Raw genomic sequence first — 13,575 nt, 5'->3', positions numbered from 1 at the left:
CCGGTGTCCGACCTGCTGGCTCGCCTGGAACGGCTGCCGTTCTCCCGACCACACCTGACCCTGCTCGCCATGGGGGGCCTCGGGCTCACGTTCGACGGCCTCGACGTCGCCACCGTCGCCTTCGTCCTGCCCTCGATCAGCGAGGAGTGGCAGCTCAGCGGCGGCCAGACCGGTCTGGTGGGAAGTTCCACGCTCATCGGCTTCTTCTTCGGGGCCCTCGGCGCCGGCATCATCGCCGACCGGATCGGCCGGCGTCGGGTGATGATGTGGGCGCTGGCCGTGTTCTGCCTGGCCACCCTGGTCGCGGCGGTCTCGCCCAACTGGGAGTTCTTCTTCCTGGCCCGGCTGGTCGCCGGTGTCGGCACCGGGGCCGAGTCGGCGATCATCCCGGCGTTCCTCTCCGAGTTCGTCCCCGGACGACTCCGTGGCCGGTTCATCGGCGCGCTCGCCGGCTTCTTCTCCTTCGGGTACGTCGGTGCCGCGCTGCTGGCCCGGTGGATCGTCCCGATGGGGCCGGAGGGATGGCGGGTGCTCCACGTGGTCGCGGCCGTGCCCATCGTCCTGTTGCTGTGGTGGCGTCGGTCCGTGCCGGAGTCACCCCGTTTCCTGCTCCTGCAGGGGCGGACCGACGAGGCCCGCGCCGTGGTCGAGGCGATCGAACGGCAGGCAGCACGGTCGGCCGGCATCCAACCGACCTCCCCGGCCGTCCCGGCACCCACCGTCGCCCCGGCCGACCCCCCGCCGGGCACCGCGCCGCCCCGGCGGGCCGGCGTCGGCGGGCTGTGGCGGCGGGACCTGGCCGGCCGCACCGCCGTCCTGTGGGTCCTCTGGTTGGTGATCACGTTCTCGTTCTACGGCTTCTTCACCTTCATGCCGACCCTGCTGTACGCGGACGGGCTCACCATCGCGAAGAGCTTCACCTACTCGATCGTGATCTACCTGGCCCAGATCCCCGGTTACTACTCCGCCGCCGCGCTCAACGACCTGTTGGACCGCAAGTGGACGATCGCGCTCTACCTCGGTGGTGGCTCGGTGGCCGCGTACCTGCTCTCCGGGTCGGACATCTCCGCGCAGGTGATGATCTTCGGCGGACTGCTCTCCTTCTTCATGAACGGGGTCTACGCCGCGATCTACGCGTACACCCCCGAGCTGTACCCGACCGCGGTCCGGGCGCGGGGCATGGGCACCGCGTCGGCGGTCGGTCGCATCGGCGGGATCTCCGCGCCGATCCTGATCGGGGTGACCTACCCGGTCATCGGCTTCGACGGTGTCTTCCTGATCACCACGGGAGCGCTCGCCGTCGGTGTGGTGGTGGTCCTGGTCTTCGGGGTGTCCACGAGGGGGCGGGCGCTGGAGGAGATCAGCGACGGCCGGTCGGCGACCGTACCCGCGCCGGACGGGCCGGCGGCGGCGGTCACCGGCCCCCGGACCGTGCCCGGCGCACCCGGCCCCGTCGCCGTCGGCAGAGAAGGAAGGAGTCCCCGTGTCGGCCCGAGATGACCGGAGGACCTGGTTGTTGGTCAACGCGACCGTGCTGGACCCGGTCGCCGGCACCCTGACGCCGGACCGTCGCGTCCTGGTCGTCGACGGGCTGATCGCCGAGCGGTGCCGAGGTGCGGCACGGGAAGGCACCGGTGGTGGACCTGGAGGGGGCCACCCTGCTGCCCGGGCTCATCGACGGCCACGTGCACGTCACGGCGGCCACGGCCGACCTCTCCGCGCTGCCGGACCTGTCGCACTACTACGTGGGGGCCCACGCGTCCCGGGCGCTGCACGACATGCTGATGCGCGGCTTCACGACGGTCCGCGACTGCGGCGGCGCGGACCACGGCCTCGCCGACGCCGTCGCCGACGGCCTCGTCACCGGGCCCCGGCTGTTCTTCGCCGGCAAGGCGCTCTCCCAGACCGGGGGCCACGGCGACGTTCGACGCCCCGGCCGCAACGTCGGGACCGTCCCGTACTGCTGCCCCGACTTCGGCCGGGTGTGCGACGGCGTCGCGGAGTGCCGCCGCGCGGCCCGCGACGAACTCCGCAAGGGGGCGCACCACATCAAGATCATGCTGGGTGGCGGGGTCACCTCGCCGACCGACCGGATCGAGGCCACCCAGTTCGCCCTGGACGAGATCACCGCCATCGTGGCCGAGGCCCGCGCGGCGGGGCGGTACGTCGCCGGTCACGCGTACACGGCGGAGGCGATCAACCGGGGGCTGGAGTGCGGGGTACGGAGCATCGAACACGGCAACCTGCTCGACGACAGCAGCGTCGTGCTGTTCCGCGCCACCGGGGCCTATCTGGTCCCCACCCTGGTCACCTACCAGGCCATCGCCCGGGACGGCCGGGCCGCCGGCATACCGGAGCACGTCCACCGCAAGGTGTACGACGTGCTCGACGCGGGCCTGGGGGCGCTGGAGACCGCGCACCGGGGTGGCGTCAACATCGTCTTCGGCACCGACCTGCTGGGCGGGATGCAGCGCCACCAGCTCGACGAGTTCCAGTTGCGGCGGGAGGTGCTGAGCCCGCTCGACATCATCCGCTCGGCCACCTCCACCGCCGCCGCGATGCTCGGCGCGGAGGAAACCCTGGGGGTGATCGCCCCGGGTGCGCACGCCGACCTGATCGCGACGGACGGCAATCCGCTGGAGCACCTGGGGGTGCTCGCCGAGCCGGCCAAGTACCGCCGGTTGCTCATGGCGGCGGGGCGGTTGCTGGCCGGACCGCAGGCCCGCTGATGCCGTCAGCCCAGCCAGCCCGGCGTCGTCAGACGGCCGGGTAGATGGTGGCGTACCCCTGACGGGGCGACGGATCGAGCACGGAACCGCCGGAGAAGATGAGCTCCGCCAGCGCGAGCCGCTGGTGGTAGAAGTTCAGCGACGACGGGACGCCGAAGATGTCGGCCGAGGCCAGGAAGAAGGGGAGCTCGAGGAGGAGGTACTGCATGGCCCGCTCGATGCGTTCGGAGTCGTGCGGGCCGTCGTACCCACGCGCGGCGAGCACCTCCTCGCTCATCTGCTCGCACGTCTTCCGCAGGGCGGGGTCCTCCTTCAGAGCCCGGTCGCACTCCGCGTAACTGTCGCGGTAGACGTCGTTGGACACCAGGTCCGACATGCGGTTGAGGCCGTCGAGCTCTCGGGGCCCACCCTGGGTCTGCCAGGCCCGGACCACCCGGTTGTAGAGCGCGTTGATCTCGCCGCGCGCCTTGCGGGCAGCTCGCTGCGGCTCGTAGCCGAGGGCGAGGTACGTGTGCCGCAGCGCCGAGTCCGGAATGACCACGTCGACCCGCTCGAACTCGGCGCAGAGCCAGCCGAGGAGGCCGGCCAGCCGCGACACCTGGAAGTAGCTGTTGCCGGGGCTCACGCCGAGCACCACGTGCTCGCGCTGCTCCCAGATCGCGCGGCTGCCGTCGGTGAACGGTTCGACGACGAAGGGCCCCTGTCGAAGGTTTCCGTTGTCCTGGGCTGCTCCCCCGCGCCCCGCCATCAGGTCCACCGACCGGTTCCAGGATGCTCGGCCCCGTCCAGGTACCGCCGGCGCAGTTCCTCCCGGATGATCTTCCCGGTACCGGTGCGGGGCATGTCCCCGGCATCGATCACGATCGGCTCGGCCATCGGGGGGCGATTGCGGATCACCTGCCGCCACAGATCCTTGTCGAGCCTGCCGTCGGGCGCGGCGACGATCGGCACCGGCGGCCCGTCGGACACCGGCAGCAGCGCCACGTCGTGCCCGCCCGGCAGCCGGTCGACGAGCACGTCCTCCTGCTCGAGGTTGCTGTCACCCGGGACGTAGTTCACCTCCCGGTCGATGATCATCAGCGCGCCCGTCCTGGTCTTGATGCCGATGTCACCGGTGTTCCACCACTCGCCCACAGCCTTCTCGTTCCAGCGCTCGGGCTCCTTGTAGTAGCCGATGCAGCGGGCCTTCGTGCGGGCGAGCACCAGCCCCGGCCTACCGTTGGGCACCGGCTGGAAGGTCTTCGGGTCGACCACCTTCAGGGTGACGAAGCCGGGCATGGGCCGGCCCACCCGCCGCGGCCCGGGAAGCTCCTCGCGCCGCTTGTTGGCGGTGCGTCGGCTCACGAACGTCATTCCCATCCCGCCGGTCTCCGACTGCCCGTAACCCTCTCGCCAGAGGGGCCACGGGTGCCGCGAGGCGTTGAGGAACGGGCGGATCGTCGACCAACGCACCCCGTCGAAGTTGCTGATGAACGTGCGAACCGAGGAGAACGCGTTGCTCCGCGGGTCCTTGGCGAGTTTCTCGAGCCGGAAGTAGTCGATCGGCAACGCCTCGATCACCGTGGGCCGGTGCTGCTGGAACATGGGGCCGACGACCTCGGGGTCACTGTCGCTCATCACCAGGACCTTGGTGGGGGAGAGCGTGAGCGTCGAGTAGATCCAGGTAAATGCGCGGGCGTGCACGTATGGCGTGAACATCGCCACGACGTCGTCGCGGGCGAAGGTGATGGGCGGCAGGTGGCGACACTCCAGCCGAGCCATTTGGCGCTGCAGCTTGGCCGGCGTGTACATGATGAGCTTCGGTACGCCCGTGGTGCCGGACGTGTGCGTGAGCATCATCAGTTCGTCGTCGGCGCGTGGGGCGGGCGACGGATCCTCGGCCCCGTAGAGTTCGGCGAACGACAGCGCTTCGGCGTCGCCCTCGTCGAGGGAGAGGGTCTGTTCCGCGAACGTGGAGAGCGGAGCGCCGTCGCCGCCCCTGCCCGCCAGGAGCCGTTGGTTGCTCACCAACAGTTTCGGCTCGACCCGCTGGAGCAGCACCTGCGTGGGGCCGGGCGGCAGTAGACCCGACACCATGACCGGGATCGCGCCGATCCTGACCCCGGCGGAAGCGAGCAGCAGGCAGTCGAAGTGGTTGTCCTTGTAGACGACGAACCGGTCGCCGGAGCGGAGCCCCGCCGCGTACAGCGCCCCGGCGGTCTTGCGCACGAGCTTGGCGATCGCCTCCAGGTCGAGGACTTCCTGTCCCGCTGGATCGATGTCCAACGGCCGGCTGGGGCGGAAGATCATCGGCTTTCCCACTTCGGCCCTGTGGTCGAAGAGGAGGCCGATGCTGGTTTCCCAGAGCTTGAGGTTGGCCACCGCTCCCCCGCCTTCCTGCTCGCGACAGTCACGACGGCCATGACCGTATTGTCGCAGCGGAGCATTCGTCAAGGTCGAAGTAGGGGTTCGCGACCCCACATATTCTCGCGGCGGTTGCGCTGCGGCCGATCAGTAAAAAAATGGTCCTCAACTGCGGCGTCAAGCGATCCGGAGGCAATTATCGAGCGAGCCGCGACCCGTTGAGTGATAGCATCACCGGCCGCCCGGCTTCTCGCAGGTGAATGCCGAGGGAAACGCGACGAGGTTTTGGCCGGAATGCACCGCCGGAGCCCGAGGTAGGGAGGGACCCACGTGTCCGACCAGTACGACGACATCGCCAGGAGTTTCGACGAGGTGGAGGGCGTCATCCGCTTCGTTCGGGAGAATCTAGAGTTTCCGTCGTTCCGGCGGGCCCTCGGGCTCCTGGAGGGCAGGCAGGTGCTGGATGTCGGCTGCGGGGAGGGCACGTTCACCCGCATGATCAAACGCCAGGGCGCCCGGCGGGTGGTGGGGATCGACCAGTCCGAGGGCATGATCCAGATCGCCCAGGAGATCGAGGCCCGTGAGCCGCTCGGCGTCGAGTACCTCGTCCAGGACATGGTGACGATGCCGGTGCTGGAAGCCTTCGACGTGGTGACCGCCGTCCACGTGCTGCACTACGCGGACAGTCGGGAGAGCATGGCCCACCTGGCGCAGCGGATGTTCGCCAACCTCGCCCCGGGCGGCCGACTCGTGGCTCTGTTGGCCAATGCGGAGTCCAGCGCGCGGTCGGAGGAGGCCAGCGGCTTCCGCACCTACCGTCCGGCCGATCCGCAGGAGGGAGAACGCTTCCGCGTCTCGGTTCTGACGACGCCGCCCACCGACATCCTGGTGCACCACTGGCCCAGCGAGAGCATCCTGAGCGTCCTCGAGTCGGCCGGGTTCACCGGGTTCACCTGGCACGTCGTGGACGTGGCGGAGTCTGTCGCGCCCGAGGACCTCGAACGGGCCCGGCAGTGCGCCGAGAATCCGACCAGCCGGCTCCTGACCGCCATCCGGCCGTAACGGGTGGCGGTGGGCGGACACCGAGGGCCGGAGGGGTAGGGCTGGCCGGCGGAGGACCGCCGGCCCCCGTCAGTTTCCCGACGATCCCAACTGCCGCGCCTCGGCGATCGCCGCCTCGACGGCCTGCCGGGCGCCGCCGGTGCGCGCGACGACCAGCACGAGGACCTGCTTGATGCTGTCCAGGGCCTGCAACAGCGGCCCCGGCTGCCCGCCCTGGAGGATCACCGTGACGAGCTGCTGCGCCTCACCGAGCTGGGTGATGGTCGCGGCCGCCGCGACACGAGCGGCGTCCACGGCGCTCCGCACGGGCGCCAGGCCGGCGACCGTCTCCTGCGGGGTGGCTCCGTTCGGCACCGCCGCGGCGGCCTTCGCCGCCTCACCGATCGAGTTGGCGAGACCTCCCAGGCCGCCCTGGATGCCCGTGATCGCGTTGCGCACCCGCGCCACGCCCGCCGCCACGGCGACGAAGCCGGCGCCCGCGGCCCGCAGCGCCACCTCCTGCGCCCGGCTGTCGGCGGCGGCTGCCAACCCCTGCGCGCGTTCGACGCCGGTCGTCAACGCGCGGAGTTCACCGGTGATCTTCTCGATGTGTGACACGTCGCCGGCGTCCCCATTCGATGGCGGTGGAAGTGCCCGACACCCGAACCTACCGGGCTCCCTCCATCGCCGGTGACCGCAGCCACGCGACAGCCCGCAGGGGTGTCGGTCAGGGCTGGCCGAAGTACTCGACGTACTGCGGCTCACGGTAGCCCGGCAGCGCCCGGAGCAGGGTCCGGGCCTCGGCCTCCAGGGCCGACGCGGCGACCCGGTCGCCAGCGGCCCACGCGATCCGGCTCCGGGCCTGCCGGGCGATGGCCAGCAGGTAGCGGTCGCCGATCCGGACGGCCACCGAGCCCGCCTCGTCGGCGTCGCGGGCGGCGGCGGCGTGGCACCCGAGCCGGAGCTGGGCCGCCGCGCGGGACAGCAGGGCCTCGCAGCGCGAGGGCAGGTCGCCGGCCCGGTCGGTGGCGACCAGCGCCTCGTCGAGGCAGTCGCGGGCCTCGGACCACCGGCCGGTACGGCACAGCAGTTGCCCCCGCATCGCGAGGGCGGCGCCCGTCAGACCCACCGCGCCGATATCGTGGGCGATCCGCAGCGCCTCCTCCACGTCGGCGAACGCCTGCTTCTCGGCCCCGGCGGAGAGCCGTGCCTGGGCGGAGTTGCTCAGGGTGGCACCGATCATGAGCAGTCGGCCCGACTCGCGGCGCAGCGCGAGCGCCTCGTCGTGGTAGGCGAGCGCACGCGCCACGTCGCCCATCTGGTGGCGCAGGTTGCCGAGCGCCTCCAGACAGGTGGAGATCCGCTCGCGGTCGCCGAGCGACTGGATCAGGTCGAGGCAGCGCAGCAGGTCCGCCTCCACCACGGACGGGTCGGCGGTGCCCTTGTGGAACACCGCCCGGTAGAACAGCGCGGCGGAGTGTTCCAGCGTGAGACCGAGCCGCTCGGTGACGGCGGCGGCGCCGTCGACGAGGGTGCGGGCCTCCTGCAGGTAGCCCTGCCGGCGCAACACGGCGACCAGTCCCCAGGCCAGCCTGGCGGCGAGCTTCGCGGTGCCGGTGGAGGCGGTCGACGCCTGGCTGAAGGCGGCCAGGACGTTGAGGTGCTCCTCGGCCAGCCACCGGACGCCCTCGGCGGGGGTCCGTGGCGAATCCTGCCAGGCGGGTTGGTCCTCTCCGTCGGCACCGGTCGGCGACCAGCCGGCGTTCGCCATCCGCTCGAGTTCCCGGGCGCCCTGCAGGTACGCCTCCAGCAGCCGCTGTAGGGCGGCCTCCCGGTCGCCCGCCGCTTCGTCCTCGGCCCGTTCGATCGCGTACAGCCGGACCAGGTCGTGGATGCCGTAGACGCCCGGTTCCCGGGGCTCCACCAACCGCTCGTCGGCGAGGCGTTCGAGAACGGTCTCGGTCCGGGCGGGCGGCTCGGCGATCAGGGCGGCGACGGCGCGCGTGGTGACGGCGGGCAGCCGGCTGTGGCCGATCATCCGGAAGGCCCGGGCGCACAGCTGCTCCAGCGGGCCCCCGTCACGCAGCGCGGAGTAGGTGAGGGCGATGGACGGCCGGACGCTGAGATCGTCGAACTCCAACTCGTTGAGGCGGAGCCCGGGATCGTCGAGCCGCTCGACCAGGCGGGCGATCGGCCATCCCGGCCGGCTGGCCAGGCGGGCGCCGACGATCCGGATGGCCAGCGGCAGCAGGCCGCAGAGCTCCACGAGGCGGGCCGCCGCCTCCGGTTCGGCCGTCACCCGGTCCGTGCCGCACTCGCCCGCGAGCAGTGCGACCGCCTCGGCGCGGGACAGCAGCCCCACGGCGAGCTGCCGCCCGTTGGGCAGGGTCGCGAGCATCCGTCTACTGGTGACCACGGCACCGCACGAGGCGTCCGCCGGCAGCAGGCTCTTGACCTGGGCGGCGTTCCGCGCGTTGTCGAGGACGACGAGCACGCCCCGCCCCGCGATCTCGGATCGGTAGGCGACGGTGGCTTCGCCGACGTCGGCCGGCACGGCGTTACCCGGCACCCCGAGTGCGCGCAGGAACCGGCCGAGGACGTCGACGGGCTGCAACGGTGGCAGGTCGACGTCCGATCCCTGGAGGTCCACGTAGAGGGTGCCACCCGGGTACCGGTCGGCGAGGTGACGGGCGAGTTGGACGGCCAGCGCCGACTTGCCGGCCCCTCCCGGGCCGTGCATCGCGACGACCGGGTTCGTCGCGGATCCGTCGAGCCAGCCGCGTACGGCGGCCATCTCGGCCTGCCGTCCGACGAAGGTGTCGACGGCCGGCGGCAGCCCGCGCACCACGACCGTCGCCCGCGGCGTCCGCTGCGGCTCGCCGGTGAGGTCGGGGCTGTGGTCGAGGATGTCGCGGTAGAGCGCCTCCAACCAGGGGCTGGGATCGATGCCGAGCTGGTCGGCCAGCACCCGCCGGGCCCGCAGGTAGGCGTCGACCGCCCCGGCGATGTCGCCGGTGCGGTAGAGCGCGGTCATCAGCTGACCCCAGCCGCGCTGGCGCAGGGGATGGTCGTCGACGTGCTCCCGCAGCCGCCCGACCAACTCGGCGGAGGCGCCGAGGTCGAGCTTGGCCTGGATGTGTTCCTCCTCGACCATCAGCCGCTGCTCGTGCAGGCGCGTCAGACGTACGGCGAGCGTGTGGGGCAGGGGCAGCCCGGCGAGTGGCGAGTCGCGCCAGAGGGTGAGCGCGTGCGCCAGGCTCGCCTCGGCCTGCCGCAGCTCGCCTCGGGCACGGGCGTCACGGCCGTGCTGTGCCACCTCCTCGAACTCGTCGAGGTCCCGCTCGCCCGGGCGCACCTCGAGCAGGTAGCCGCCGGTGCCGGTGTGCAGCCGGCTCGCCCCGCCCGCCCCTTCACGTAGGGCCTGGCGCAGGCCGTGGGCGTACGTCCTGAGGTTGGCCGCTGTGGATGCCGGTCGAGGCTCGTCCCACAGCATCCCGGCGAGGTGCTCCGTGTGCCGCACCTCGTTCGGATCCAGCAGCAGGGCGGCGCAGAGCAACCGTTGCTTCACCGTGCCGAGCGGCACGGGCCGGTCGTCGATCCGCACCTCGAGCGGCCCCAGGAGGCGGAAGCGCATGACGGCCACCCGCGCTTTCTACCACAGGTACGCAGTACGAAGCGGGTACCGACCTCGGCGACCGGCACGCATCACCGGGGCGGGGTGTGACCGGGTCGTGACCGGGACGGTCTTGACCACGTCCATGCGCTCGATGACGCTCGTATCCGACAGACGATCTCAGGGAGACTCATATGCGGACGACAGTCTGTGCTCGGCTCCTCGTACCTGTTGCGCTCCTTGTCGTCGCCCTCGGTGGTGCCGCCGTCGGCGGTGCTCCCGACAGCCGGGGCACCACCGCACTCCCGGACACCGGCGTCGTCCACGTGGTGCTGCCTCCTCCGTCACCCATCTGCGACGTGCACCGGGGAACGTCGCTGTGGGACAACCTCTTCCCCATGTGCGACCGGTAGCGACGACCCCGTGACGCAGGGCGGCGGCGTCGACTGACGACCGCCCCGGTCGACGCCCTCGTCGGGCCTCAGCCCGCCCGCCGGAACGGCTGCTCGTCGCCGAACTGGTCGGCGAGGTCGAGCCAGCCGACGGCACAGGCCCGGGCCAGCGCGTCGAGCGAGCGTCGGCAGTGGTCGGGGGCCACGTCCGTCCACTGGCCGGGTTGTTCGAGGAGGGCCACCGTGGCCGACACCAGCCGCAGCAACGCCCGCCCCCGGTCGGTGTAGCGCAGGGCCGGCTCCCGGGTGAGCCACTCCAGGTGCTCGCGGATCCTCAGCGTGCCGGGCTGCCCGGGGTTTCCCGCGACCGGCTCGGTCGCCACCGGCCCCACCATGCCGGGGGCGGGAACGACCAGCTCGGGGCCGCCGGCCAGCAGACGCCGCCGTACGTCCAGAGCGGTGCCGACGGACACCCCGGCGCGACGGGCCACCTCGCGCAGGCTGAGCCCCGGCTCCGCACACATGATCTGCTCGGCCGTCCGGCGGCCCTCCTGGGCGGAGAGCGGGTGGCGCCGCCCGTCGCGCCCGATCCGGGTGTCGGGCCGCCGAGCGGCGTCGGTGGACTTCTGCCGCAGGGCGGCGACCGTGCGTGGCGCCACCCCGCACACGGAGGCGATCCAGCGGTCCGAGCGGTGGGGACAGGTGTCGAGGATCCGTTCGGCCGCCGCCGCCCGTTCCTTGGCGCGCAGCGCCCTGCCGTGGATCGCGTTGAGCCGCACCGCGACGACGAATGCGTCCTCGGCGGTCCCCTCGAAGAACACCACGGGCACCTGCCGCCGGCCGCGGGCGCGCGCCGCGGCGAGCCGGTGCAGCCCGTCCATCACCCGCATCGTCGCCCGGTGCACCACCAGGGGTGGCAGCTCGTCCGCCAGTGCGGCGAGGCGCCGCACGTGGGCGGTGTCGACGCCGTCGACCCGGGGCGAGAGGCCGTCGCGCAGCAGGGCGACGTCCACCTGCTCGGCCGTTCCGCCGATGCGCCCGATCGCGTCGTCGGCGTGTTCCTCCGCCGGGGCGGCCTGCGGCAGCGCGACGTCGGTGGTTGCCACTAGCAGAGGACCCATCCGCCTTCTCCCCCCATCAGAGAGCAGCTACCCGATCGACCGCCTCGGGGCGGGTGGGCGGCTCGAAGCTACCGTCTTCGATGAGTGCGTGGGTACAGCCGACGTACAGGTTCCGTACAAGCCCCTTCCGACCAGCGAAGAAGCAGCGAGAGGGGCCCGTGGGCGGCCTGCCCACGGACCCCTCTCGACCGCCTTCACATCAGTCGACGGGAGGCGGGTCGGGCAGCACGTGCCGGCGGAAGACCGGGCGCGCCGTCGGCGTGGTGGTGGCGGTGGCGGTGGTGCGGGCGGCTGCCGCGCCGGTGATCCAGGAGCTGGGCTCCTGGACGGTGTACAGCCGCAGCGAGCCGGCGGGGGTGCGGGCGAGGTAGGCCACGTTCGCGCCGTTGGCGTTGACGAAGCTGAACGCGGTCGGGTCGGTGGCGTAGGTCTCGAACGCGTCCTGGGCCGGGATCCAGTCGCCCCAGGTGCCGCTGCCCTGGGCCGTCTCGGCGGCGTAGTGGATGTAGCCGTCGGTGCCGCGCACGTAGATCCCGATCCGGCCGCTGACCGGGCTCAGCAGCGCGCTCGGCGCACCCGCCGGGGCGATCGCGGTGCCGCCGACCTGCGTCCACGTCCCGGTGAAGGTGCCGTCGACACGACGTTCCGTGACCGCGACCCGGCCAGCGGCGTTGCGGGCGAAGATGCGCAGCCGGTAGCCCGGCATCACCACCACGGCCGGGGTTCCGGTGAAGCCACTACCGCCGAGGCTGGTCCAGGCACCCAGCGCGCCGTTGGCGTACCGGGCCGCCCGCAGCGTCCCGGCGCTGTCGGCGACGATCACCAGGGCGCTCGCGTCGGCCAGCGGCACCGCCACCGGCGTGCCCGTCAGCCCCTCGCCGCCGAGCTTGCGCCAGGCCAGCAGATCCGCGTTCACCGGGTCCTGCCAGCGGGCCCACAGCGCGCCCGCGGCGTCCACCGCGAACACCACCTCACGCTCGTCGGACAACCGGACGGTAGCGGGCCCGCTGGCCATCCGGCCGCCCAGGTCCGCCCAGCCGCTCCAGCCGGGGCTCCCGGCGCTGGACTGGGTACGGCTCCAGACGTCGCTGTTGATGTTGCGAGCCGTGACCCGGGCCAGCTTCTGGGTGGTCTCCGACACCGCCGGGACACCGCTGAAGCCCTCGCTGCCGGAGACCGCCGTCAACTGCAGGGAACTGAAGTTGTCCGGGCTCATCCGCCCGTGCAGCAACCGACCGATGTTGTCGCTGTAGGCGAGCTCGATGCTGTTCGAACTGGCCTGCGCCACACTCGCCGGGGCGTTCTGCGCCACCGGCACCGCCGGCCGGGCCGGCACGTGGGAGGCGGACAACGTGCAGGCATCCGTCACCGCCGCCACGTTGGTGAAGGCGTTCCAGCCGCTGCCCATGGTCCGCCGCGTGATCACCCAGGCGCTGGTGTCCTCGCGGAAGCGGTACTGCGCCAGGGTCCCGTCGTTCTCGATGCCGAACAGGGTGTCCCCGCCGGCCGAGAAGATGCCCTTGCTGAAGACGTTCCAGCCGGCACCGACCAGTCGCTCGTAGTCGATCCAGCGCTGGCTGTCCGCGTCGTAGCGGTACCGGAAGAGCCGCCCGTCGGTGGCGTCCCGGGCGTACAGCACACCCTGACCGGCCGCGACGATGAGGTTGAACCGGCCCCACCCGGTGTCGAGCAGCCGGTCCGAGAAGGCCCACTTGCCCGCCGCCTCGTCGTACCGGTAGGCGCGCAGCTTTCCGTTGCCGTCGACGGCGTAGAAGTCGCCCCGCTCGTCGACGGTGATCTTGTTCCGGGCGCCGGCGGTCGCGAACTGGGTGAAGCCGGTGCTGATCCGCTGGGAGGCGCTGCCGTTGGTCATCTGCCAACCGCTGCCGGTCCAGCGGTAGCGGTACAGGCCGTTGGCGTTGATGCCGTAGAGCCGCCCGCCGGGGCCACCGATCACCCGGCCGTAGCTCTGCCAGTTGTTGCCGAGGCTGCTGCGGGTCGACCAGGTGGAACTGGCGCTGCCCGGCGCGTTGAGCGGGTAGCGCCGGAGCACGCCACCGGTCTCGGCGGCGAAGACCGACGTCTGGGCGACGCAGGTCACCGTGTCGGCGGCCAGTGCCGGCGTCGGCTGGGCCACCGCCAGCAGGGTGGCGGTCAGCGCCGCTACCTGCGTACTGACCAACGCCCGACGATATCGTGGATGGTTCATCAGATGCCTTTCGTGAAGGCCGGCGTCGCCGGGTCGCCGCCCCGTCGGGGTCGACGACCCGGTGCCCAACCGGCGCATCGACCTCGAGGGTCGACGTTGCTGGTGTGGCGATCCCGGGTGGGCGCGG

At 72.1% G+C, this 13,575-nt stretch carries 9 protein-coding genes; 3 read left to right on the top strand and 6 right to left on the bottom strand.

Going from position 1 to position 13,575, the window contains the following annotated elements:
- Positions 1-3 precede the first annotated feature (3 nt).
- Entirely contained in the window at positions 4-1,500 is a 1,497-nt protein-coding gene (locus LPU43_RS23500; RefSeq protein WP_229402684.1) for an MFS transporter, read from the top strand.
- A gap of 113 nt (positions 1,501-1,613) precedes the next feature.
- Positions 1,614-2,729: a metal-dependent hydrolase family protein gene (locus LPU43_RS23495; protein ID WP_229402683.1), complete on the top strand. Its 1,116-nt coding sequence runs from the start codon at positions 1,614-1,616 to the stop codon at positions 2,727-2,729.
- A gap of 28 nt (positions 2,730-2,757) precedes the next feature.
- On the opposite strand, the gene LPU43_RS23490 is transcribed toward LPU43_RS23495, so the two are convergent.
- Together LPU43_RS23490 and LPU43_RS23485 are read right to left on the bottom strand one after the other, a co-directional pair.
- Positions 2,758-3,477, bottom strand: coding sequence for a tRNA-dependent cyclodipeptide synthase (locus tag LPU43_RS23490; protein WP_229402802.1), 720 nt, complete (start codon positions 3,475-3,477; stop codon positions 2,758-2,760).
- The gene (locus tag LPU43_RS23485) at positions 3,477-5,162 is read right to left on the bottom strand and encodes a class I adenylate-forming enzyme family protein (RefSeq protein ID WP_229402682.1); all 1,686 of its coding nucleotides are present in this window, start codon (positions 5,160-5,162) and stop codon (positions 3,477-3,479) included. Before LPU43_RS23485 ends, LPU43_RS23490 begins: the two co-directional genes overlap by 1 nt.
- A gap of 240 nt (positions 5,163-5,402) precedes the next feature.
- Between LPU43_RS23485 and LPU43_RS23480 the strand changes: the two genes are divergently transcribed.
- The gene (locus LPU43_RS23480) at positions 5,403-6,134 is read left to right on the top strand and encodes a class I SAM-dependent methyltransferase (RefSeq protein WP_229402681.1); all 732 of its coding nucleotides are present in this window, start codon (positions 5,403-5,405) and stop codon (positions 6,132-6,134) included.
- A gap of 69 nt (positions 6,135-6,203) precedes the next feature.
- Here the strand turns inward: LPU43_RS23480 and LPU43_RS23475 are convergent, their stop codons facing one another.
- From LPU43_RS23475 to LPU43_RS23460, 4 genes are all read right to left on the bottom strand, one after another.
- Positions 6,204-6,731 (bottom strand): DUF6244 family protein, encoded by a 528-nt coding sequence (locus LPU43_RS23475; RefSeq protein ID WP_229402680.1) that lies wholly within the window; start codon positions 6,729-6,731, stop codon positions 6,204-6,206.
- A 109-nt stretch (positions 6,732-6,840) separates the two neighbouring features.
- Positions 6,841-9,747 (bottom strand): AfsR/SARP family transcriptional regulator, encoded by a 2,907-nt coding sequence (locus LPU43_RS23470; protein ID WP_229402801.1) that lies wholly within the window; start codon positions 9,745-9,747, stop codon positions 6,841-6,843.
- Between the two features lie 460 nt (positions 9,748-10,207).
- Complete coding sequence (locus tag LPU43_RS23465; protein WP_229402679.1) at positions 10,208-11,239, bottom strand: transcriptional regulator protein; 1,032 nt, start codon at positions 11,237-11,239, stop codon at positions 10,208-10,210.
- 199 nt (positions 11,240-11,438) lie between these two features.
- Positions 11,439-13,421: a tachylectin-related carbohydrate-binding protein gene (locus LPU43_RS23460; RefSeq protein ID WP_229402678.1), complete on the bottom strand. Its 1,983-nt coding sequence runs from the start codon at positions 13,419-13,421 to the stop codon at positions 11,439-11,441.
- Positions 13,422-13,575: the final 154 nt, after the last annotated feature.

Source organism: Micromonospora okii, from assembly GCF_020884795.1.
Taxonomy (GTDB): Bacteria; Actinomycetota; Actinomycetes; order Mycobacteriales; family Micromonosporaceae; genus Micromonospora; species Micromonospora okii.
The sequence above is the reverse complement of the archived record's forward strand: the minus strand, read 5'-3'. Positions and strand labels throughout refer to the sequence as shown.